At 55.5% G+C, this 22656-nt stretch carries 28 protein-coding genes and 1 tRNA gene; 13 read left to right on the top strand and 16 right to left on the bottom strand.

The genetic code is table 11. The annotated features are described in order from the left end of the window. Positions 1-276: 276 nt before the first annotated feature. Positions 277-858, bottom strand: coding sequence for a site-specific integrase (locus XM1_RS13655; protein WP_068434293.1), 582 nt, complete (start codon positions 856-858; stop codon positions 277-279). A gap of 455 nt (positions 859-1313) precedes the next feature. Between XM1_RS13655 and XM1_RS23455 the strand changes: the two genes are divergently transcribed. Beyond that, positions 1314-1742: a response regulator transcription factor gene (locus XM1_RS23455; RefSeq protein WP_172821925.1), complete on the top strand. Its 429-nt coding sequence runs from the start codon at positions 1314-1316 to the stop codon at positions 1740-1742. Between the two features lie 60 nt (positions 1743-1802). On the opposite strand, the gene XM1_RS13650 is transcribed toward XM1_RS23455, so the two are convergent. From XM1_RS13650 to XM1_RS24135, 3 genes are all read right to left on the bottom strand, one after another. Beyond that, positions 1803-2633, bottom strand: a complete 831-nt coding sequence (locus tag XM1_RS13650; protein ID WP_082700519.1) for a DNA adenine methylase — start codon at positions 2631-2633, stop codon at positions 1803-1805. 127 nt (positions 2634-2760) lie between these two features. Beyond that, entirely contained in the window at positions 2761-3153 is a 393-nt protein-coding gene (locus XM1_RS13645; RefSeq protein WP_068434291.1) for a hypothetical protein, read from the bottom strand. Between the two features lie 101 nt (positions 3154-3254). Next, complete coding sequence (locus XM1_RS24135) at positions 3255-5060, bottom strand: hypothetical protein (protein WP_156428731.1); 1806 nt, start codon at positions 5058-5060, stop codon at positions 3255-3257. A 507-nt stretch (positions 5061-5567) separates the two neighbouring features. Here XM1_RS24135 and XM1_RS13630 point away from each other — a divergent pair. Then, positions 5568-5945 carry a hypothetical protein gene (locus XM1_RS13630; protein ID WP_068434285.1) on the top strand — a complete coding sequence of 126 codons (378 nt, stop codon included), beginning with the start codon at positions 5568-5570 and terminating at the stop codon, positions 5943-5945. A 36-nt stretch (positions 5946-5981) separates the two neighbouring features. Further along, positions 5982-6323 carry a hypothetical protein gene (locus XM1_RS24710; protein ID WP_197603077.1) on the top strand — a complete coding sequence of 114 codons (342 nt, stop codon included), beginning with the start codon at positions 5982-5984 and terminating at the stop codon, positions 6321-6323. A gap of 192 nt (positions 6324-6515) precedes the next feature. Here XM1_RS24710 and XM1_RS13620 read toward each other — a convergent pair whose 3' ends face one another. The 5 genes from XM1_RS13620 to nrdR form a co-directional block, all read right to left on the bottom strand. Beyond that, positions 6516-6968: a bacteriohemerythrin gene (locus tag XM1_RS13620; RefSeq protein WP_172821924.1), complete on the bottom strand. Its 453-nt coding sequence runs from the start codon at positions 6966-6968 to the stop codon at positions 6516-6518. 19 nt (positions 6969-6987) lie between these two features. After that, positions 6988-7374 (bottom strand): response regulator, encoded by a 387-nt coding sequence (locus XM1_RS23450; protein ID WP_082700517.1) that lies wholly within the window; start codon positions 7372-7374, stop codon positions 6988-6990. Between the two features lie 371 nt (positions 7375-7745). Further along, a complete protein-coding gene (locus XM1_RS25000) occupies positions 7746-8312 on the bottom strand; it encodes a hypothetical protein (protein ID WP_231920510.1) in 567 nt (188 codons plus the stop codon). Beyond that, entirely contained in the window at positions 8302-8538 is a 237-nt protein-coding gene (locus XM1_RS23445; RefSeq protein WP_082700516.1) for a hypothetical protein, read from the bottom strand. The genes XM1_RS25000 and XM1_RS23445 overlap by 11 nt, the downstream gene beginning before the upstream one ends. Positions 8539-8563: 25 nt before the next feature. Beyond that, positions 8564-9028, bottom strand: coding sequence for a transcriptional regulator NrdR (nrdR, locus tag XM1_RS13610; RefSeq protein ID WP_068434278.1), 465 nt, complete (start codon positions 9026-9028; stop codon positions 8564-8566). 223 nt (positions 9029-9251) lie between these two features. Here nrdR and XM1_RS13605 point away from each other — a divergent pair, with 223 nt between their 5' ends. From XM1_RS13605 to XM1_RS13570, 6 genes are all read left to right on the top strand, one after another. Continuing rightward, positions 9252-11138, top strand: a complete 1887-nt coding sequence (locus tag XM1_RS13605) for a diguanylate cyclase (protein WP_068434276.1) — start codon at positions 9252-9254, stop codon at positions 11136-11138. A 405-nt stretch (positions 11139-11543) separates the two neighbouring features. Further along, the gene (locus XM1_RS13595) at positions 11544-11915 is read left to right on the top strand and encodes a hypothetical protein (RefSeq protein WP_231920509.1); all 372 of its coding nucleotides are present in this window, start codon (positions 11544-11546) and stop codon (positions 11913-11915) included. 60 nt (positions 11916-11975) lie between these two features. Continuing rightward, complete coding sequence (locus XM1_RS23440) at positions 11976-13073, top strand: ATP-binding protein (protein WP_082700515.1); 1098 nt, start codon at positions 11976-11978, stop codon at positions 13071-13073. A gap of 59 nt (positions 13074-13132) precedes the next feature. After that, a complete protein-coding gene (locus XM1_RS13580; RefSeq protein ID WP_068434268.1) occupies positions 13133-13411 on the top strand; it encodes an HU family DNA-binding protein in 279 nt (92 codons plus the stop codon). After that, a complete protein-coding gene (locus tag XM1_RS13575; RefSeq protein ID WP_068434266.1) occupies positions 13401-13814 on the top strand; it encodes a MucR family transcriptional regulator in 414 nt (137 codons plus the stop codon). Before XM1_RS13580 ends, XM1_RS13575 begins: the two co-directional genes overlap by 11 nt. Before the next feature lie 20 nt (positions 13815-13834). Next, the gene (locus XM1_RS13570; RefSeq protein WP_231920508.1) at positions 13835-14341 is read left to right on the top strand and encodes a helix-turn-helix domain-containing protein; all 507 of its coding nucleotides are present in this window, start codon (positions 13835-13837) and stop codon (positions 14339-14341) included. A 13-nt stretch (positions 14342-14354) separates the two neighbouring features. On the opposite strand, the gene XM1_RS23435 is transcribed toward XM1_RS13570, so the two are convergent. After that, positions 14355-15959 carry a tyrosine-type recombinase/integrase gene (locus XM1_RS23435; protein WP_156428730.1) on the bottom strand — a complete coding sequence of 535 codons (1605 nt, stop codon included), beginning with the start codon at positions 15957-15959 and terminating at the stop codon, positions 14355-14357. Between the two features lie 212 nt (positions 15960-16171). On the opposite strand from XM1_RS23435, the gene XM1_RS13565 reads away from it, so the two are divergent. Continuing rightward, a complete protein-coding gene (locus XM1_RS13565) occupies positions 16172-17662 on the top strand; it encodes an ATP-binding protein (RefSeq protein WP_231920507.1) in 1491 nt (496 codons plus the stop codon). Here the strand turns inward: XM1_RS13565 and XM1_RS13560 are convergent. Both XM1_RS13560 and XM1_RS13555 read right to left on the bottom strand, forming a co-directional pair. Continuing rightward, a complete protein-coding gene (locus XM1_RS13560; protein ID WP_068434265.1) occupies positions 17659-18252 on the bottom strand; it encodes a GNAT family N-acetyltransferase in 594 nt (197 codons plus the stop codon). The two genes, XM1_RS13565 and XM1_RS13560, sit on opposite strands and share 4 nt — an antisense overlap. Then, entirely contained in the window at positions 18249-19145 is an 897-nt protein-coding gene (locus tag XM1_RS13555; protein WP_068434263.1) for an N-formylglutamate amidohydrolase, read from the bottom strand. The genes XM1_RS13560 and XM1_RS13555 overlap by 4 nt, the downstream gene beginning before the upstream one ends. A 193-nt stretch (positions 19146-19338) precedes the next feature. Between XM1_RS13555 and XM1_RS13550 the strand changes: the two genes are divergently transcribed. The 3 genes from XM1_RS13550 (at position 19339) to XM1_RS13540 (ending at position 20329) form a co-directional block, all read left to right on the top strand. After that, a tRNA-Val gene (locus tag XM1_RS13550) sits at positions 19339-19413 on the top strand. 119 nt (positions 19414-19532) lie between these two features. Continuing rightward, the gene (locus XM1_RS13545) at positions 19533-20018 is read left to right on the top strand and encodes a hypothetical protein (protein WP_068434261.1); all 486 of its coding nucleotides are present in this window, start codon (positions 19533-19535) and stop codon (positions 20016-20018) included. A gap of 80 nt (positions 20019-20098) precedes the next feature. Further along, the gene (locus XM1_RS13540) at positions 20099-20329 is read left to right on the top strand and encodes a TraR/DksA C4-type zinc finger protein (RefSeq protein ID WP_068434259.1); all 231 of its coding nucleotides are present in this window, start codon (positions 20099-20101) and stop codon (positions 20327-20329) included. 52 nt (positions 20330-20381) lie between these two features. Here the strand turns inward: XM1_RS13540 and XM1_RS24565 are convergent, their stop codons facing one another. From XM1_RS24565 to XM1_RS13525, 4 genes are all read right to left on the bottom strand, one after another. Beyond that, positions 20382-20555, bottom strand: coding sequence for a hypothetical protein (locus XM1_RS24565; RefSeq protein ID WP_168185884.1), 174 nt, complete (start codon positions 20553-20555; stop codon positions 20382-20384). Between the two features lie 67 nt (positions 20556-20622). Then, on the bottom strand, positions 20623-21897 hold the full coding sequence (locus XM1_RS13535; RefSeq protein WP_068434257.1) for an NAD(P)/FAD-dependent oxidoreductase: 1275 nt from the start codon (positions 21895-21897) through the stop codon (positions 20623-20625). Beyond that, positions 21894-22187, bottom strand: a complete 294-nt coding sequence (locus XM1_RS13530) for a sulfide dehydrogenase (RefSeq protein WP_068434255.1) — start codon at positions 22185-22187, stop codon at positions 21894-21896. The genes XM1_RS13535 and XM1_RS13530 overlap by 4 nt, the downstream gene beginning before the upstream one ends. Before the next feature lie 48 nt (positions 22188-22235). Then, positions 22236-22604, bottom strand: a complete 369-nt coding sequence (locus tag XM1_RS13525; protein WP_068437808.1) for a rhodanese-like domain-containing protein — start codon at positions 22602-22604, stop codon at positions 22236-22238. Positions 22605-22656 lie beyond the last annotated feature (52 nt).

Genomic DNA, 22656 nt, shown 5'->3' with positions numbered 1-22656 from the left:
TTTAAGGCGAACAGGACACCCTATGCGTGAAAAGTTTCGCATCGCAATCCACTGCCTTGGTAGGCCCATATGGGATTAGTCGTTGGGAAAACTAAATTTTGTCGCATTGAGTTTATCTCGCCAACACGCCAAATTTTTCCTGCACCAAAGCAATATCACTCTGTTGCGTCAGGTTTTTGGAGGGGGACACGCCCAAATCGGGTTCTGTCTCGTGGCTCAGCAGGCTGATTGGAGATCAACCTTTCCTGCACACTTCCGTGGTGCCGACAAAGGCTGTCAGATCATGTTGACCAGACGCCGCTGTGAATCGGAATCGGATTCGATGTATCGGGCGGTCATAGTCAGGCTGCGATGCCCGGCAAGCTGCTGGACATCACGGAGAGAGCCACCGGCCTGTCCGACCTTCCTCGCAGCGTTGGTGACGAACGTCCTTCTTCCCGAATGCGATGAGCAGCCCTGGAACCCAAGTCGGCTATAGAGACGAGCGAACCACGCGACGACGGTGTTCGCCGTCATCCCCACACCGCGTTCGGAAAAGATTACGGGATGGTCTGGACTGCGAATTCCACTGCCATGGAGTTCGACCAGGGCAGCACGCAGTTCACGGTTCAAAGGAATCGACCGGCCGGACAAACGCTTGGTGGCTTTGTCCTCCAGGTGGATGACATCCCCGACCTCACCGGTAGCGGTCAGTACCATCGACCATGTGATCATGGCGATTTCTTTGGCCCGAAAACCGGCCTTCGCGGACAGCAGGAACATCACACGATCTCGTGCTGCATGTCGGGTCGATCCAAGATGAAGCAAAACTGTCGAGATTTGGGTCGCCGTGAGAACCTTTGCCTGTTTGCCTGCCATAGTCGCCAACTCGCCATAAAGTTAAAGCAGAAGATAACTTTAAAACGAGTATAGCAGGATAGAATAAATCGGCCAAGGCCACCCCATTGAAAAATATGGTGTAAACTGCAACTCGTTATGAAATACCTATTTCATGATGAGTTTGCATTCTGTCGATATCGCGATGCATTGGAACATGCGGTCATCATCATTAACCGCCAACTCGATGGTCCCGTGGGGCATGTAATGTATATCTGCTATCGTTCTATTATGGTCCGATCATGGGTGGGGGCTGCTACGCTCATGCCGCGACGAAGAAGTTGTCCATCCGTCTTTTGGGTGGAGCAAAATTTTGATACCGTGGTGTTGGTCAAGGGCGGATAGACCACCCAAATGGGAAGTGCGGGTTCAATTTGTCATCCATCACAATGCCGCCTCAAAATTTCCTTGAGACCGCACCATTATGGAGTGGTGAGATGTCGCATCCCAGAAACCAGCCGTATCCGGCTCACCTTCTCGACTTTTCAATATTAGTTGTTGAGGATTGTGCCACAACTAATAAAATTATTCACAAGCTTTTATTGGCGGATTCATTTAGCAATATATCATCCGTAAGTAGCGGGGAAGAAGCTATTGAGCTTTTAAATGGCATGGAGATATTGCCAGATATAATTCTTTCTGACTGGTCAATGGGAAATGTTGATGGTTTGCAGTTGCTCGAGTTTGTTAGAAACATGACGCCGCATTGTATTTTTATAATGGTAACAGTCCAGGACTGCCCAGAGGCAATTATGCTCGCAAAAGCCCATCATGTTGATGGATACATTGTGAAACCTGTGACGAGGCGAAAGTTGATTGATGAAATAGAGTTGACCGTTTCAAGGCTATCAATCGAACATGACTAAATGACCTGTGGCTGATGTTTCCCATCCGGCGTCATGCTCCATCTCGACGTGACTGATCAATCAGGCGATCTGGATCATCTGGTCATCGTCGCGATGCCATGAACAACTGAATCGACGACCCAATGGGGTCATGCCTACTGCGTCGGCCAGGTTATGGGAAAACACCAATAGCTCGGCCCCTACCTTGCCGGTTCCATAGGTCCAACTGGTGGCGACCATCGGATACCCTGCATAGAGCCGTCGCACCGATTCGTCGTTGTTGTAAGAAAGCAACCAGCATCCTGGTCGCGACCGAAGAACATCAGCGAGTCGAACGTGATCGAAGTTCCGGTGGGCATCACCTTTGATTCCATAGAGGTTGGATTTTTCGGGGGTCAGGAGGTATGGCGGATCAAGGTAGGCAAAGGCATCAGGGTGCCCCGATAGGCTGGTTGCGAATTCGGCCTGCTCGACGCTGAGGTTGGGGATCGTGGTTCGTGCCAATTTGTTGATACAGGATGTGGTGAATCTTTCCCCAGAGTAGCCCCCTGAAAATGTCAGACCAGAATATGAAGCCCGATTGAGTGCGAAGAATGCTGCGGCCTGCATCACCGGGTCGGGGATGGAGAAGTACGTTTTCTGAAGCTGGTAGAACCCATCCCGGTCCATCGGGTGGAACTGGCGGGCAGCGTCGGCGACAGCACCTGCATCGAGCTTGATCTGCTGCCAGCAGTTCGTGAGTGGGGCGAACACATCGAATCCATGCACCTGGATGCCGCGTTGACTCAGGTCCAGTTCTACAGCACCGCCTCCGAGGAAGGGGGAGATCACTTCATCCACGTCATCAGGGATGAAGGAATCAATTGTATTTTTGCCTCTCTCTTTACCCCCCGGGTATCTAAATATCGCCATCAATTTCCACCATCAAACTGGTATTTATCAGTTCGATGATGTGAGTTTGTTACTATTCCGCCTGAATGTTACGCATGAAAAAGCCCCGGCGAATTTCTAAGCCGGGGCTAATTTGTGAATTATCTAATTACTTCTTTTTACGGCCGATGCCTTTTTTTTCGGCGGCCACTTTATCAAGTTCGGAACGTTCGTAGATTAACTTGACCAACTTTTCGTCGCCACCATTGGCCGCATCGATCAGCCCCTGATAAAGTGACTTCAAGTCGCTGAGGCTCGAAGACTCAAACCATTCGGTTCCATCGACCGACAACGGTGACCGCAAAATCTTGAACTTGTAGCCTTCGCCAGACCTCACGAACCAAGCCGTGCGGGTATTGATCTCGCCGCCATCGATGGCAGCCTGAACCATTTCCTGCTGCTCACGCACCTTCTTTACGAACCGAGAGATGGGAGTGCTTTTTGACGCCACAGGCACGCGGGTCGGGGCCGGTGCTGCTTTCAGTTTGTCGAGAAACGACATGTATCAAGCTCCATTAAGTTACCCTTGTGGCTCATGTAGCCACAGTTAGTTTGCTGCTGGCAGCATATCGCGGCGGGTTCAAGCGGGCAATCTTTGCATGCTCAAAAATCATACGGGACATGGGTGTAGTGCTTGTTCAGCCACTTTTGATGGTCTGAGTAGATGTCAAAAGTCCCAAAATCGTTCGCCTTCTTGAAAATGGTGATGGGGGTTTCACTGCCAAAAATTATTGCATCCCTCTTGGATTTGAACCCCCTGAAGTATGTTGCCCCGATGTCGCGTATATGTGCCATTGCAATCCACGCCGGATTGTTACCAATCCAATCTTTGACCGGTTCACCATGGTCATAATCAACATGTAGATCATCATTGAAGTAGATGCCTTTTTCATCCGCAAGCAGCCTCACAGTGCGATTTACAATTTCATTGAACTGGTAATCAAGCGGGCCATATCTCCGGTCGATATCGGTGTTAAGCGTGCGTGCGTTGACCGCCAGACCATAAATTAGTTTCTGGTCAGCGTGGTCATTGAGCCAAGCACCAAATATCTTCACTTCTCCAGGGTCCATTCGATTGAGTGGCATTGTCGCGACCAAGCGTTTGGCTTCGGCCTCGATGGCTTCGGCCGCATTCTGATGTGCAACGACCTTGTCAGTCCGTTGACCAAGGGCACCAGTGTCCGTATTTGCACCCTGTTCATCGGTAGGGAGAGGTTCACCACCAGACGGCGGCGGATCGTCCTTAGGATCAGTTTCACCGTCCTGGTTCGCTTTGGGTTTCGGTCTTGCTGACGCATGTTCAGCATGGAACACCAGCACCGCCTTAATCGTCTTTAGCCGTGCCCCCTTTTCCGTCTTAACCATGGCTTTGAGCAATTCCACCAGGGAATCAGGCAGAGCTTTACCTTCCGCATAGGCGGGGATGGCTTGTGACCTGAAATGACGAATTCCCGCAGATATCACCGTCTCAATCAATTCTGCATCCGATTTTTTTACCTGGGTGGATGGTAGTGCCACTTCGGCTTCGGACTCGCAGTCCTTGTGGTCCGAACGGCCATCAGCAGGGACAGACTCGCCACCAGACGGAGGAGGATCATCTTCGGGTTCGCCATCATCGTCGGCATGCTGCTCATCAGCAGACAGATGTTCATCATGATCAGTGGCATCCACGGTTTCGTCGTTTGCCGCCGTAAGGGCATCGTTACCATCATCAACAGCATCGACTTTCTCGCTGTCGTCAGCATCGGGTTCGTCGATGCTATGGATCGCATCCTCGACCAAGACGCGGGCTTTGGCCTTTTCATCCTCTGACGCCAAACCAACCACGGCACGCTGGATGATCCGCCACTGCCGCTTGCTCAAGCTGATCACGGATTTCGACTTGGGTCGGGCAACCGACTTGACCTTGAACCGGTCAAGAATGTCGTTCACCCCCTTGTACTGGTCCCACCACGCCCCGAACCCATCTGGCTCGATTCCAGCCTTGGCCGCGATGCGAACAAGGTCAACGGCCTTGGCCAGCGTTGATGATGGGTATTCGGCCTTGGCCTCGGGCGAACCGTGCTTTTCGCAATAAAGTCGCTTGGTCATCTCAAGCAGGTACTTAACCGGTAGCCGCCACGGATCGTCGGCACAACGCTTATCAACCTTCACTTTGTTGATGTTCTTAAATGCGGCTGGGTCGATGTTTATCGCGGACCATGCAAACCGGAATATGCCTTCATACTTTGCCCTGGCATGTTCATTCCGAGTTTGAGCGACAGCCAAATCAGTTTCAAGCCACAGCTTAATAGCATCATCAGCTAATTTGAATAAGCTCGGCTTGTTTATGCGTGGAGCATCTTCCTCAAACTCGCAACTGGTCACTGAGTGATCAGTTTCGCAGGTTGCATTCAAATCATTTGTCATGGCACGCTACCTTCAGTTGGCACGACAACCATTATCAGGCAAAAATAATGTTTTCAACCTTGTTTCATGAGTGGCGTTTATGGCAAACATTTATATAGTTCAAGAAATACAGACTTAATACACGCAAGAAAACATCCTAATTCATGTTTTTATAGGCGTCATCGCCGCCATGCCATCTGCGTAACGCATGTCAAAGAAGTTTTCGGTGCCTGAAAATATTTTTTCAAGCCACAACTACTTCCTCACTACACGCCGGACATATCGTTCAGGTTGCAAACCAAAAAGCCGACTACGATAGGTATAAAATTATTTTCGTCGCCAACAGGCTGTTTTTGTATCAATTGATTTAATTATAACAATGTTTTTACATTGTCGCATTTTGTTTGACGGACGTTTGAATGGCCACTTACCATGTGCTGACCGGCACATTTCCAAAATATGTTTGCCTGCAAAAAGTGTGCGGCTAACTTGCGTAGATGGTGCCAATCAAATGTACCGGAGATTAGGATGTGCGAATTTGATCTGCACGAAACGTTGATGCACACAATGATTGAGGTCGGCGAAACCCCAATTCGAGTGAGAGCAGAAGATGGTGACATTGAGTTCAAGTGGTCTGGTGATCGGTTTGAAGTCATCAACCACCCATGGTCATCTGATGGCGATCAGCCTCCGGAACTGATCATTGCTCTCAAATGTTTGCTCATGAGCGAAGAGGAAAAGGCGATATGGGTCCAGATGGACCCTGATGGTGCTGCCGATTTCCAAGGGGACGTATGTGGTGGCATCGAGGTCTTAGAGGCTGGGGGCATCCTTTCCATGCCGATATCCGAAAGCTTCTGGGGGACCGTCCACTATCAGTGCCATACCTTAATGGATTGCTCATAACGCTAAACTGTCGCATCAGTTCTGGAGTAATATGTAATGATTGAAAATGCAGTTGGAATGATCATACCGATTAGCAACCTAATCGATGATGACGACGAATGCCGTGACGACATAATTAGCAAAGATTGTCGAATTTTATTCGTGGTCAACAACGGTAAATGTTCATCGTTTGTTGGCAGAATCATCAGAGAAAGTGAAATGTCTGTGGAAACCGTGTTTCCTGCGGTTGACGCTGACGTCAAGGTTATGTTCGGGGGATTCCAGCTTGAGGAGCGGCAGGCGAAAATCGATGGGGCAATGTGGCTGGCTGGGCCTGGATGGCTGTCACAAAACCCAGCCAGCCTAGGCATCGACACCGCAACAACGTCGTGCCCATAACCCTTCATAACAACGAGAAAAAATCGATGGGTCAATGTTCAGTTTCAGCGTGCTTGCAATTAGCGTCTATTTCGTCGTTGTTTGAGGATGGGTATTGACGCAATGCAGTGCGAACAAAACTTGATTCGAGCCGCTCAATCCGGAGAAAAAGTTTGTGAGCCAGAATCCAGCCTGGAAATACGCACACCAAAATCATGCGGCAAGAATTTCTTCGATCGACCGGCTGTCGACCATCTCGAATCCGACCTGACTCTTTAATTGTGCGTCGTAGCCAATAATATGGCTCCAAAACCAATGGGTGCAAACTTTAGACAGAAGGGCGATTGACTCTCTCTTTCCCGTCAATGCGGTTCTCGACACATTGTGAACAATTCTTCGAAAGAAATCATGTTTTTCGATGTGATCCCTCACCCAATCAGTGTAACCAAAGCTCACCATGAGAATCTCTTCTCTCTTGAAGTGCCCTTCAACATATTCATTCAGTGATTTAACCAAAAACTGAACGTAGTCAAAATTAATTGTTTCGTGCTCAAGTGAGCAATCGAGCATCAGGGCTATTTCAAAGAACGCCTTGTGGTCGGCATCAATTTCTTTGTTGCCAAGAAGCAGTTCATCGCTCCAAATTACGCGATTAGACATAAGCATCATTGCCTCCATCGTGACCCTATGACAGCGGGCCAAAGATATTTTCTAATTTTTGCTCAAGAACACGACGAGTAAACGGCTTAACAATATAATCGCTAATGCCGCACGCGATTGCAGTGATGATTCTATTCTTTTCAGACTCAGCGGATACCATCAGAACTGGCATCGATGCTATTTTCTCGGTTCCTCTGATTGCTCGAACTAGGTCCAATCCAGTTATTGGCTCCATTTTCCAGTCCGAGATCACGAGGCCATATTCTTCTGAATTCAGTAGGGCGATGGCTTGGCCGCCGCCAGTAGCACTGGTTACGCTGGTGAATCCAATTTGTGCAAGCACATTGCACAATATTCTTCTCATCGTCGCACTGTCGTCAACGACAAGAATTCTTTTACTTAATACTGACATCGTGATGATATTCTTTAATTATAAATTGACTTTATATTGCCATACAATTTAAACGCATCATCCATTAGCGTCCGATCGCATGCACATCGATTCGTCTCTGAACATTCGAGAATGTCCAGAACGGTCTCTCTTGCTTTGATTAAATTGTGATCTGTCGGGCTGATGGCGATGTCAGCAATCGCACATACAAGCTTTGTCTCGTGCTGGCACTTATGATCCATGATCGGCTGCCTCAGCGTAGATGCAAATTCACCCTGCCGATCATTCAACGCTCTTATGCTGAACTCCCCATACTCCCAAATGGGAGGGGTGCTCAAAAGTTTCTGAAGATATTTGCCCCTCCGGCCAAAATCATGATGCCCTATGCGGGGCTAAACCTCCGATTTTTCGACATCTCTCGGCTGTAGGATGCCAGCCTCAATCCCAGCGGCAATTATAATGTCAGCCATCGGATATCGAACCTCTTCAGGTAGCGTGATGGCTGGCTTCCATTCGCCGCTGCTCGCTCGGAATTTCGGGAGTGAAATTCTGGTGTTGCGAAAGTCCGCTCGAACCTGAACCCCATGGATGATGATCTCAACGCCATCCAGCATGAGTGCGACATCGGCTAAAGCCAACAAGCTTCCCGCATTCTTCATGGGCGTGAAGTCGAGAAGTTCAATGTTGACCTGGGAAACTTCTGTGGTTTCCTCGGAGGGGGTATCCATGATCGGGATCATAGCAAATTTGCATTCGGCAGGAAGGCTTCTTCCCCTGCTCTTTTTAAAATGATCGTACTGAGGTTCAATTCCCTGGTGGCTCCCTCCCAAGACGAACAGCCACCACCGGGTTGGATGCTTTCCTCCGCATTTATCCGGTATTTGAACGGTTCGGCGGTGGATTTCTCGCCAGTTCGACGCCGCCGAACCTTTTAAACCCTCTGCCTTCTCACGGTTCAACCGTTGGCTCTGCCGCAGGTATGAAGAATTCAGGATCGTTCAGCACCGAGATAGAGACGAGCCGCGATTCGCTCTGCTGGATGCAGTTTTCCAATCGGGCATGGGGAATGCCGTCCACTGTTTCCCAGACCCGCGTCACAACCCAAGCCTTGCGGGGTGGATCACCGGCCTTCACAAACCTGCATCCCGGCTGAATCGCAGGAAGTTTCCGTTTAAACAGTCCCATTCAGCTTGACCTTCAATATGCCGCTTCAGTTATCACCGCTACTGCGTCCCATCTTTCCCAGGAAATCCCCGAAATCCTTGGCTTCGCGGAAGTTCCGGTAGACCGAGGCGTACCGCAAATAGGCGACCTGATCGAGTTCCATCAGCACGTCCATGACCAGTTCGCCGATGAGCTTGGACGGAACCTCGTTCTCCCCCAGGCTCTCAAGGCGGCGGTAGATGCCATTGGCAATCCGTTCGATCTGATCATCTTCGACAGGGCGTTTACGCAGGGCGATCTGGAGAGACTTGACCACTTTCTCCCGGTCGAAGGTCGAGCGTGATCCGTCCTTTTTGACCACGACCAGATCACGGATTTGAACCCGTTCGAAGGTGGTGAACCGTGATCCACACCCTGGACAAGCTCTGCGGCGACGGATGGCCGCATTATCATCGGTCGGGCGTGAATCCTTCACCTGAGTATCGTCCTGGCCGCAAAACGGGCATCGCATTGGATCGCCTCCCCCCTATCAATATCCAGGGCAATCATTCAGGAAATGGCGACCGCCAGCAAGAATGGTGGCATGGGCAGTCGTGCATATCGGCATTGGATTTGCGACGACTTGTAACAACACGGGAACCCGGTGGCACTTAGGATTGACCCCACGGACATAGCTCAACCATACTTTTGATAGAACTTTTGATGGCGGAAATTGGAACCGGCCGATATCCGAAATGTCTGAAAATTGGGCCAGCCAGCAAGTTGAACATAGCGGCATCAGCGGCTTGCTGATGCTCGCCAGTTCTCCAGAATGCCGCCACATCATCCAGTCGATCATCGATCACCTTCCGTGCGGCGTAACGCTGTTCGATCAGAATCTGGAAATGATTGCCTGCAACGGCCTGTTCAGACGGCTGCTGGATTTCCCTGACCAATTGTTTGAAGGCAGCCTGCCCTCCATGAAATCCCTGGCCATGTTCAACGCACGACGTGGTGAATACGGTCCAGGTGACCCAGGGGAACTCGCTGGGCAGGTTGTCCAGAGAGCAATGGCGATGAAGCCACACCAATTCGAGCGTGTTCGGCCTGATGGAACCATTCTGGAAATTTCAGGCCAGCCACTTCCGAGCGGTGGATTCATAACCCTGTACACGGACATCACTGAACGACGTGAAGCCGAGGAAACCCTTCGTGACAAGGAGGGGCTGCTGCGGCTGATTTTCGACAATTCCAGTGTGGCCATTTTCACCATCGATTCCAGTGGCCGGATTGGTGCGGCCAACCAACGGATGGCGGAAATGTTTATGATCCAATCGGAGTCGCTGATTGGTATGGAATACGTCGATCTGGTCGATCCCGTAGAGCAGGAAGCAGCCCGAAAGAATATGGCGGATCATCTGCTCCAGGACAGGCCCAACGTCAACTTGGAGCGGCATTATTGGCGGTCGAATGGTACCGCATTTTGGGGGCAACTGACGGCCCGTCATATGCCTGCTTATAGGGATGGTCGTGCCGGTCTGGTGTGCGTTGTTTCTGACATCACCGAACGCAAGATCGCGGAACAGCATCTGGCCGAACGTAGCCACGAACTCGAAGTTTTAAACCAGGAACTCTCCAAAACCGTTGCGGCCCTTGCTGCATCGAATGCCGAACTTGTTGCCGCCCGAGAAGAACTGGAGCACTTGGCCCGGCATGACACTCTGACCGGGGCTTGGAGCCGCATCAGAATCGAAGAATCTGCCCAACAGGAAATGCTCCGAAATTCGCGATATGGTCACCCTGTTTCATTGATCTTTATCGATCTGGACCACTTCAAGAGGGTCAATGACGGCTATGGCCATGCTGTAGGCGATGAAGTTCTGAAGACATTTTGTGACATCGCCCAAAAGTGCATGCGTTCCACCGATCTGCTCGGACGTTGGGGCGGTGAAGAGTTTGTGATCGTTACCCCCAACAGTGGGCTGATGATAGCAATCCTGCTTGCAGAACGAATCCGCAAGGCGGTTATGGCCTACGATTTTCCTGGTGTTGGCCGTGTTACCGCCAGCTTCGGCGTCGCCGAATACCGTGAAGATGAAACATGGGAATCTTGGCTATGCCGTTCTGATGCAGCCCTTTACGCGGCAAAGGAAGGTGGGAGGAACCGAGTCGTAACCGATGCCTGCGAGGCTGATGAAGCCGATGAGGCAGAGCTTCTCGATCTCTCGTTTCTACGTCTGGTCTGGAGGAGCACCTACGAGTCCGGCCATGCTTTGCTCGATACGCAGCACCGAAATCTATTCGAACACGCAAATAATTTGCTGATAGCAGTCATCGGAGAGCGACCAACCGATGAGGTGGCACCTCAGATCGAAGCACTTGTTTCGGACCTTCTGGATCATTTCCGGGATGAAGAAGCAGTTTTCCGCTCGATAGGATATTCCGGTGCTGATGAACATGCCCAAACCCACCAGGGTCTAATCGACCGTGCCGGGGAATTGGTGGCGATTTTCACATCCGGCGAACTGGCCTTGGGCGACCTGTTCAATTTTCTGGCCTATGACGTGGTGGCAAAGCACATGCTGTCCGAAGATCGAAAGTTCTTTGGGCACATCCAGGCAGTTCGCGACACGGCGGTATAATTTCGGGCAGGCAGGTTGGGCGAACATGGCAATATTCGGACGAAAAACTCCCCCCATCCAAGTCGGTGACTTGTTCATGAAAGCCAACGATCCGACCAGAAAGGTGTGGGAGGTGTCACGGCTTTGGACGGCCGTTGATGGGGTTCCGCATGCCCGGCTGGTGAACAGGCACGAGACACTAATGGTGTCGATTCGCACCCTGGAAGACCCGGAGTACTTTGTGGCTGTGCCTGTGATTCGGAACGAGCCGTAAAACAGGTCGGCGGTGGAGAACTGGTAAGAACTCCACCGCCGGATCGTGCTGGATGGATCAAGTTTACGGGGGTGATCTATCCAGATGTGGCCGCATCGGGGGGATGCCACCAGAAAAGGTTATCGTATTCGGCTTATGCCATCAAGGCGGAGATGATGAAGGTAAATCCGACCATGGACACTGCATCGATTACTGTATCGGCAATCGGCATCACCGAAGTGAAGAATGCCGGTAAGCTACGTGCCTTGGCTGATGTTGAGGTCGTCTTTGATGGCATCGAGATGATCATCCAAGGAGTCAAGGTGAGGGCTGATGACAAAAGTACCGAGGTTTCCTTGCCAACATATCGGGCACCAGATGGCTCATGGAAAGCCGCAATTATTCTGCCTGATGAGATCAAGGATGCCATTTCGGACACGGTGATTGCTGCGGGATTGGAGGCAGGAATCCTCCGGGTGAAGGAGGAGTCCGTTGGGGATCGGTGCACAATGGAAGGTGCTAAATCTCCGGACCATTTTGCTTGAGGTTGATGAAAGATATAAATCTTTGGTAGCATTTGATCGGCGTGAAGGCGGAGGACGGCCATGATTGTTGCAAACACAGGCTGGCCTGATCTCGAACTCCTAAAAGCTGCCCCGATTCTGATCTGGCGTGCAGGTCTCGATGCCAAATGCAATTGGTTCAACCCCGCATGGCTCGCCTATACCGGCAGGACAATGGAGCAAGAGATGGGGAACGGATGGGCGGAAGGTGTCCATCCTGATGATTTTGATCGCTGCTTGAAAATCTATCTAGATGCCTTCGCACTTCGTCATCCGTTCGACATGGAATACCGCATCAAGCGTGCCTGTGGCGAATACGGTTGGATCATAGATTACGGAATCCCTATTCAAAACCAGTCCGGCGAATTTCTCGGGTATGTCGGCTATTGTTTTGATGTCTCTGTCAGACGGGAGAGCGAAGAAAAACTGGGAATTGCCTGTAAGGATTTGGCGGCATCCAACGCTGAACTTGAGCAATTTGCCTACGTCGCATCCCATGATCTTCGTGAGCCACTCCGTATGATCAGCAGCTATGTTGACCTGATTGAACGCCGCTACGGACATCACTTTGACGCAGATGGGCATGAATTTATTGGCTTCGTCCGCGACGGTGCCCGGCGAATGGATGCGATGGTTCTGGACCTGCTTGCATTCTCCAGAATTGATAGACAGGGAGAACCACTGGTTCCGATGCGGATCGGTGATGCCATTTCCCGTGCCGTGAGAAATCTTGGGACAGCCATTTCCGAGTGTGATGCACACGTGGTCGTCGATGTGGATGCTTCGCTCATGGTGGTTGGGGATGGCCACCAATTAGATCGGCTTTTCCAAAACCTAATTGGGAATGCCATCAAATATCGAAAAAAGGGGATAAGACCCCACATCGCCGTCGCTGCTCGTCTCGATGATGGGAAGGCGGTCTTCTCTGTTCAAGATAATGGTATCGGGATCGCACCAGAATACTTCGACCGAATTTTTCTGCTTTTCAAGCGACTTCATACCCGAGAGGTATACGAGGGAACAGGGATCGGTCTTTCTGTCTGCAAGAAGATTGTCGAGCGGCACGGGGGCGAGATTTGGGTCGAGCAATCACCTTCAGGCGGCTCGACTTTCCTGTTTACCTTGCCGACGCCTGAGTGAATCCGTTTGATAAATGATGGCTGTTAGTCATTCCGTTTTTGTTTGGTAGGGAGGGGCACATGAACAAGTCCGAATTGATCGCCGCCGTCGCCGATGGTGCCAACATGACCAAGGCCGACGCGGCAAGTGCCATTGATGCCGTTTTCGCAGCCGTCACCGCCGCCATGAAATCGGGTGATGATGTACGTCTGGTTGGCTTTGGAACCTTCTCGGTTTCTGCCCGTCCTGCCCGTCAAGGCAGGAATCCGCAAACTGGCAAGCCCCTCACCATCGCGGCCAGCAAGTCTGCCAAATTCACCGCCGGAAAGAGCCTCAAGGACACCATCAATGGCCGATGACATCAAGGCTCTGACCACCAAGATTGTTGCCGCCTACTTGGGCAGCAACACCTTGGCGGTCACAGAAATTCCGAACCTGATCAAGTCCGTTTATTCGACTTTAGCCGCTACGGACAACCCTGCTTCAGCACCGGCTGAACGGCAGCAACCTGCCGTTTCGGTGAGGCGGTCGGTGACCCCAGATTACATTGTCTGTTTGGAATGCGGTGATCGGCAGAAGATGCTCAAGCGACACCTCACGACTGGGCACGGGCTGACCGCCGACGAGTACCGGACCAAGTGGGCTTTGCCCAAGGATTATCCCCTCGTCGCTCCCGAATACGCCGCACGCAGATCAGAGTTTGCGAAGGCTGTTGGGCTGGGCTATTCCCGGACGAACCGGAAGCCAAAATCAGCCACCTGATGAACGGGGAAGGGATCACCATGCCGCCACGTAAGAGTGCCAAGCCCGCAACCGCACCCAAGCCTGCCAAGGTCGCCAAGAAGGCTGGCCGGTCCACCCGTGGCCGATTGGACGACGGCAGTGCCAATCCCATTGATGTTCATGTTGGTGCCCGCATACGGCTTCGTCGGACCCTTCTGGGCATGAGCCAGGAGAAGTTGGGTGAATGCCTGGGGCTGACCTTCCAGCAGGTCCAAAAATACGAGCGTGGAGCCAATCGGGTGGGGGCTTCGAGGCTGTTCGATCTGTCCCGTGTTCTGGATGTCCGGGTTGGCTACTTTTTTGAGGAAATCTCTGATATTGCCCAGGCAGCATCGCCGGTCGAGGTGATCCGGGGCAATGTCACCAAGGCAATCGATGTCGCTGACGACAATCCCATGACAAAGCGGGAAACCCTCGAATTGGTACGGGCCTATTTCAGCATCAGTGACCCCAAGGTCCGGGATCAGGTTCTGTCGATGGCGAAGGCTTTGGGTGGTGCCAATTAGTATGGTTAGATTATTACACGGGAAAAACTATTTTTTCGATCTCTTGCTTTAAATGGCTTACGGGTATCCCCTTCTTATAGCGTTCATCCGCCGACTTAGACATAGACCAACCTCCCAAGGTCTTTAACATTGAGTCTTCCATGACTTGTTCAGCCCGCTGGGCGAAATTATGCCGAAATGAATGCAATGTATGCTGTGGCGATTTGACCGGGGCCAAGATTTCATCAATCTGACTTGCCAGAGATGTTAGATAGTTTCCGCTCTTAATTTTTGTCGCATCAAATATCTTCGACTTCCCCCCTGCCCTTCTGGACTCCACGTAATCAAGAAACCCACGCTCAATTGCCCGAGAGTGTATCGGGACAAATCGCGGCTTCTTATTTTTCACAGTCTTTGACAAGGCTATAAGATGCGACACCCGAATGCTTGGAGACACATTGAAGCACCACACCCCATCCTCTTGAACAACATCAGTTACATCAAGTTGTGCCAGTTCGTTTCCACGCATCCCATGATACAATGCGAGATACGGCAACCAGCCAATCCCATCAAAGTTATATTTACAGTTAAATAGCTTGACCAACATTTCGTCTGGAAAAGCCTCCCGGATTGATTGATACCCACTGTCATTCAACTTAATTCTTTCAGCAGGATTCAACGGAACCCAACCATTCACCCTAAAAAACTCAAAAACCGTCCCCATGTTTGTTAGATATTTGTTTATTGTTGAAATTTTCAAAACACCAAGGCCCTGAATAGCATCAAGCAAGTCATCCTCACCGATTTCATCTTTCTCAGATTCGGACCTTATCTCATCAACCTCCCTCCTAATAATTTTTGAAATATCTTCATATGTCATCCCAAAAAATGCTGGATTCTCTTTTGCATTTGCTGGCAAATAACGGATTATCTCACGGACTCTAATGATATCATCGCGGTTGATGTAGGCGACATTTGTATTGCCCCCGAGAGTCTCCAAAATAACGTCGCATATTGTGCTATAATTTGTGATATTCGACGTTGCCAATTCTTGCCGCTCAGGATTGCTTTTAAATTTTTCAATTGCGTCTTTAAGAGAGACGATTTTGGCAAGTGGGGCAGCCCTATCGGGGTTTGAATCAATAAAATTGCCAGCCGCAATGATGGCGGGATTAAAGTTTAAACTAACCATCATCTCCCGCACCGCCGAACGGGCCGCAGCAATGGCAAGATCGTGGAACTTATTACGTAGCTGAGGAGAAAGTTCAACGTATTGGGTTGCTTCGAAATTAGCGATCAAGTCATCAACCGTGCCGCCAATTTTAACGGTTTTAAATTGTATCGAAAGCCCACCCAAGATGTCGTCAACCCCCATCTCGGAAACTCGACGCCTTGGTGGCTTGGTTCTTTTCCATGCCTCCTCAATGGCCTTTTCGATGGTTAGATGAATGCCCGTATAACCGAGCAATGCACGAGATTGTTCGCTGGTACTAAATGACTTTCGAACCCGTCGACCGAGGAGCCTCCCCTCAAACTCCACCAGCCCGCGTATCTTTTGGTCAAAATCTCTCTCGTAATGATATACGCCTCGAATTTTGACCAGATAAGGTATTTTTCCTTGGCGGATTCCAGAGGCCACAGCACTTTCCCCCACGTTTCCCCCCACACTATCCCCCAATAATTGGCGTATATCAAGGAATTCAATGGGTTGGTTTAGCCGCAGCTTTCCTCCCTAAACTCAAGCCGCTGGGGCAACCCAGCGGCTTTTTTTCGGTTATGACGGGTGGGCAGACCACCACTCCTTCTGATATATATCTTTGAGTGCGACACCCTTTCTGTCGAGAACCGCGCTTGAAGATCCCGCCCCTGATCACCATCAAGCCGAAACCCGACCGGCCCCTGGGGCAGCGCATCATCTTGCACACCATCGTCTTCAGCTCGTTGATCACCCTGATCATCAGCATCGTGCAACTAAGCAACGAGTTCAGTGACCGGCAGTCGGCGGTCAAGCAGGAGCTGGACGGCGTCCACGTCCTGCTGCCATCCATCGCCGAGAGCGTGTGGACCTTCAACGACGCCCAGATCGCCCTGGCCCTGCGAGCCCTGACCAGCATGCCGCATTTCGAGGAAGCAACCATCTTGACGCCCGAGGGCGGGCGCTGGACGAGCGGGCGACAACAATCCACCCGCTTCATGCAACGCACCTACCTCCTCGAACGTCACGGCCGCACAGGCCCGCAGGCCCTCGGCACCCTGGAGATCACCGCCGGCATCGACGCCGTCTACGTGGCGGTCTTCACCATGACCGCCGGGATTTTGTTCGGCAACGCGATCAAGACCTTCCTGGTGGCCGGGTTCATGGGCTGGCTGATCCATGTGCTGGTGACCAGCCGCCTGGCCCCGCTCAAGCGCGAAATCGAGGCCGTTCTCGACGATTCCGGACAGCCCTCCGTTCCGGACGCGGCCGGCGACGAGCTGGAGGCCCTCAAGGAGAGCTTCACCCGGATGGCAACCCGCCTGAACGAGGCCGTCGGCAGCATGCGGACCGCCAAGGCGGCGCTCCACTCCGCCAACGCCGATCTGGATGCACGGGTCAAAGAAAAGACCGCCGAACTGGAAAGAAGCAAGGAAAACGCCGAGGAAGCCACTGCCGCGGTCCTGCGCTCCATGGGCGAGCAGCGGAACTTCCTGTCCATGGTCTCCCACGAATTCCGCGGGCCGCTGTCCGCCATCGGCGGAGCGGCCCAGATCATCGCCATCTACGGGCAAGGCAACGGCGAACTGGCGGAGGAAGTGGCCAAGATCAACCGCGCCGTCGCCCGCATGGTCGGCCTGATCGACGAATATCTCAACGAGGAGCGCCTCGACTCCACGACCAGCCCGCCGGAGGTCAGACGCTTCGACCTGGGCGAACTGGTGCATGAGGCCTGCTCGTCCGGCATGTTCTCGACCGGCTTGCGGCCGATCAACGTCTTGGCGGAAAGCGAGCTGTTCGTCTCGGGCGACAGCAACCTGATCGCCATCGCCGTGGCCAACATCGTCGACAACGCCATGAAATACTCCCCCGCCGGCAGCCCCGTCACCGTGACGGCGCGCCGCCAGCCGCAAGGAGCAGAGGTCGCCGTCCGCGATTGGGGGCCGGGAATACCGGCCAGCGAGCGCGACAAGATCTTCGAGAAGTACTACCGCTCCGTCAGGACCGACCGGGTCTGCGGCGTGGGGCTCGGCCTGTATCTGGTCAAGCGCATCGTCGACATGCATGGCGGGGCCATTACCGTCGAAAGTTGTCCGGCCGACGGCACGGTCTTCACCGTGCAACTGCCTTTGGTGGCGGAAGGCTAGGGAAGCTCGGGATCCGAGGCGGACAGCAGCGGCGGCGCCTTGGCACCGTCGGGCAGCGGCCGGTCGTCGCCGCCCAGCGTCCGGTGCATGATCACCACGTCCACCCAGCGGCCGAACTTCAGCCCCACGCCGCGCAGCACGCCCTCCTGGCCGAAGCCCAGCGCCCGGTGGACGGCGATGGAGCCCTGGTTGGCGGAATCGCCGATCACCGCGATCATCTGACGATAGCCGAGCGCCATGCAGCGCTCGATCAGGGCGCCCAGCAGCACCCGGCCGATGCCCCGGCGCACCACGAAGGGCGCCACATAGATGGAATCCTCCACCGTATAGCGATAGGCCGAGCGCTGGCGGAACGGCCCGGCATAGGTGTAGCCCAGGACCTCGCCCTCCTCCACCGCCACCAGGAACGGCAGGCCGCGCGCCACCACGGCGGCACGGCGCGCCTTCATCTCCTCGACGGACGGCACCTCCTCCTCGAACGAGGCGGCGGTGCGCGATACGTAAAAAGCATAGATCGACTGCACCGCCGCCATGTCGTCGTCGGTGGCGTCGCGGATCTCGACGGAAAGCGGCGTATTGAGCCCCCTCATGCGCGGCCGAACTCCCGGGCCGCCGCCGCCAGGGCCGCGGCCACCTTCTGAAGGTCTTCCTTCACCGCCTCGAAATCAGGCCCGTGGCAATGCCGCCCCTCGTCCATGTAAAGCCCCCGGTTGATCTCGATCTGCAGCGCGTGGCTGCCCTGGCGTGGCTGGCCGTAATGCCGCGTGGTGAAGCCGCCGGCATAGGGCGCGTTGCGCACCACACGGTAGCCCAGTTGGCTGAAGGAATCCTCGGCCACCTGGGTGAACAGCGGCGAACAGGCGGCGGCGAAGCAATCGCCCAGCACCACGTCCACCCGGCTAAGCCCCGAATCGCGGTCCATGGGCCCGCCCACCGAGGGCATGGAATGGCAATCCACCAGAAGCGACCAGCCGAAGGCGGCGCGGGTGGCGTCCACCAATCCCCGCAGCCGGCGATGATAGGGATGGTAGCAGCGGGCGATGCGGTTTTCGGCCTCGGCCACCGGCAGGCGTCCGGCATAGATCTCGGCGCCGCTGGCCACCACCCGGGCGATGGTCCCCAGCCCGGCCAGGACACGGGGAGAGCGGGTATTGGCGTGCTCGGGCAAAGCGCCCGAGAACATGGCCGGGTCCAACTCGTAAGGCTCGCGGTTGGGATCGCAATAGGCCCGGGGAAACAGGGCGGTGATCAGCGGCGCGCCCAGATCCACCACGCCGGCGTAAAGCTCGTCGACGAAACTGTCCTCGGACCGGCGCAGCATGCGGGCGTCGAGCCGCGACTGCGCCACGAACTCGGCCGGGTAGTCGCGGCCGGAATGGGGCGAGGCGAACACCAGCGGCGCCGTTTGCCGGGCAGGCAGGAACACCCTCAGCACGGCATCGTCGTCGTTGGTCTTCTCGATGGGCATGGTCTCGGCGGGCATGTCATCCACGGCTTGCCCGTCCTTCTTAGCAAATCGCCCGGCCCGTGTCATACCCCGCTCCAGGAAATCGGCGAGATTCCGCCTCGTTCATTTTCCATTGTGCAGACATTCCGGAAGGGCTTGCAATGCCCGAAAAACGACGCTAAAAGAACGTCCCTCGGCCGGACCCAACCAACGGGACAGACCAAGACAAGGGCGGTTAGCTCAGCGGGAGAGCACTACGTTGACATCGTAGGGGTCACTGGTTCAATCCCAGTACCGCCCACCATCGAAGGCCTCAGGGAAACCTGGGGCCTTCGTCCGTTTTGGCGCCGATATCAACCTCGCCTTAAGCAATCCCTGGCATGATGTAATTCTCATTATCGCCGCAGAAAGCGGGGAATCATCATGGCCACCACATCGGCAACCCACTCCAAGCCCTTCATCCATCCCCCCGCCCCGCGCAAGCCGGCGGGAAAGTCGGGCGGCATCTGGACCAGGCCGCTGGCCCTGGCCGGCATCGTCGTGCTGGCGGCCGCACTGGGAGCCGGGGCGCTGTTGCTTCAGCCCAGGCTCAAGGGCGGCGGCGCGGCGGCCACGCCGGAAGCCTTCGCCGAGCAGATGGAGGCGGCCGCCCGCGCCGGCGGCGGAACCATTCCCCATGTCTTCGGCGGCACCATCCGCACCGAGCGCAACGGCAGCATGCTGGCCCTGGTGGCCGACAACGTGCCGCCCTCGGCCTGCGTCTCGGTGGGCTGGAAACTGGTGCGCAAGGGTCTGCTGTCCATCAACGGCACCATGCCGCTGCGCGTCTCGGCGGCCAAGTTGTCCGACCTGTGCTACCAGGAAGAGGGCGGCGCCGTGCTGACCTGGATTCCCAAGGCGGTCGAATAGGCATCCATCATAGATATTGATTCACCCCTGCCCTCCTGCCACTATATGGCGGGTTGGGCAACTCTTATGGAGTGTGGGGAATGGATGATATCGATCTGGCGGCAGAGCGTACCGACATGCTGAACGCCGCCGCCATTCAGGCGGTTCTCGGACGGACGGAATCGGTGCTGTCCACCGGCATCTGCCGCGCTTGCAACGAAGAGATCGAGCCCGAGCGCCTTACCGCCAATCCCTACGCCAAGCATTGCCGCGACTGCGCCGACGAAGCCGAGTCCCGCGCCCGCATGGCCCGGCGCTGCGGTCCGCGCTGATCCGGCTCTCGTGAATTGGCCCGCCCCCGTGTCGGGGGCGGGCCGGTAACATTCACAGGACCAGCAGGGCGGCGCCGCCGTCCTTCTCGATCTCCCACAGATAGCCGAGGGAATCGAGCGCCCGCTCCCGCGACATCAGGGAGTGGGCTTCGGGTGCGGCGATGATCGCCCAGACCCGGTCCCGGATTGCCGCTAGTTTCTCGCGGCGCGCAGCCTTCTGGCCCATGGTCGATCCTCCTTCAATGGAAGCGACTACATGGACAGAATATCCAGCTTATCCTTAACGGAAGGTATCAAGCCCCCCAGGCATCGGCGCAAATGCCGGCGTACCAGCCGGCGGCATACTCCGCCTCGGCCTTGCGGGTATGGGCGTCGGCGCCCAGCGGACTGACGCCGCCCGCCCCCGCCACACCCACCCGGCTGCCGTCCGCCACCTCGTAGACCCCCGCCACCGAGATGGCGTAATCGGGAGACAGCAGCGAGTAGCAGACATTGATGGCCTTGGGCGCGGCAAAGCCTTGCCCGGACAGCGAGGCGGCCACCGCCGCTGCCGCGATCTTGGCCTGGTTGTTGGCCGAGGAGGCGGATTTGGGCATCTCGCCGGCGACGCAGGCATCGCCGATCACGTGGATGCCGGGTATGCGCCGGGATTCGAAGGTGGCCGGGTCCACAAGACAGAAGCCGCCTTCATCGGCCAGTCCGGCGGCAATGGCGATGGCCCCGGCCTCCTGGGGCGGAATGACGTTGGCCAGCGCCGGGGTGAAGCGGTCGAAATCGGTCTCCACCCAGCCCTCGGCGGCGTTGACCCGCACCACGCGGCCGTTGGCGGCGCCCGACACCCATTCGACCATGTCGCCGTACAGGGCCTTCCAGCCCTCCTGGAACAGCGCCTGCTTGGAGAACGAATCCTTGGCATCGAGGATCAGCACCTTGCAGCCCTTGCGGTGCCGCGACAGATGCCAGGCGATCAGCCCGGCCCGCTCGTAGGGACCGGGCGGGCAGCGGAAGGGATTGCCCGGGGCGGCGATGACCACCACGCCGCCATCCTCCACCGCCTCGAGCCGGCGGCGGAGCAAGGCGGTCTGCGGACCGGCCTTCCAGGCATGGGGCATGGCCTGGGCGGCCGCCTCGCCGTAGCCTTCGATCTCGTTCCAGCGCAAGCCGATGCCGGGCGAGACGATCAGCCGGTCATAGGCCACCCGCCCGCCGCCCGCCAGACGCAGCACCCGCCGGTCGGCCTCGATGGCCGTGACGGCGTCGCGGACCACCCGAATGCCGAACCGCGAACGTAGTTGGTCATAGCCGTGCTCCAGGCGCGACAGCGGCGCCAGCCCGCCGATCACCCCGTTGGAGCCGGGACAGGTGACATGGACGGAATCGGGCTCGACCAGGGTGACCGCCACCTCCGGCATGGTCCGGCGCAGGGCGCGGGCCGCCGTCGCTCCGCCGAATCCGCCGCCGATAATGGCCACCGAGGCCGCCGCCTCCCCCCTCGCCAAGGCAGGCGACGCCAGCAGCGCCGCCCCGCCACCGGCCAGCAAGGCCCGCCGGGAGAGCGGCGCGGTCATGGCGCGCCCCTAGCCGACAATTCGCCGGCGATGGCGCCCAACTGCTCGCGCGAATACCCCTTGGCGATGCGGTCCATGATGGTGGCGACCCGCCCGCCGTCACGAAAGGCCAGCAGCATGCGCAGCAATTCCCCGGCCGGACGCCCGGCCAGGGTGGGAATGAATGAATGGATTTCGGTGGAATGACAGGCCGTGCAGGTGTCGGCCATCACCCGCGCAACGCCATCGGCCCGCACGGCCGGCGCGGCGGCGATCATCATCAGGGTCGTGAAGACGGCAACGCGGCGCACGGCAATCCCCCTTTGCGGGGGACAGTCTATCGCGGCTTCCCGCCCCTGTCAGCGTCCCGGTACGGTGGGACCGCCGGAAGCCTTCCAGCCGAGAATGCCGCCCTGCATGCGGTTGATCTCGCCGTCCCAGCCGGCGGCCAGCAGCTTCTCGGTGGCAGTGCCGCACCGCACACCGCTGCGGCAGTGGATCACCAGGCGCTTGCCCTCCTCCGGCTTGGGCATGCGGGCCGGATCGAAGGTTGACAGCGGCAGGTTGACGGAGCCGGCGATGGCCTCGGCGGCGTATTCGTCAGGCTCGCGCACGTCCACCAGAAGGATGGAGCCCGCCTCCCACCACTGGCGGATCTGCGAGGGGTCCACCACATGGACCTTGTCGCTGGCGGGCGAGGAGGAAAGACCGAAAAGCCGCGAAAGCATGCCGCACATCCCACTTTTATCAGATGACGCGAATGTAAGTTTTTCCCGGCCG

The organism is Magnetospirillum sp. XM-1, from assembly GCF_001511835.1.
Classification (GTDB): domain Bacteria; phylum Pseudomonadota; class Alphaproteobacteria; order Rhodospirillales; family Magnetospirillaceae; genus Phaeospirillum.
The sequence above is the reverse complement of the archived record's forward strand: the minus strand, read 5'-3'. Positions and strand labels throughout refer to the sequence as shown.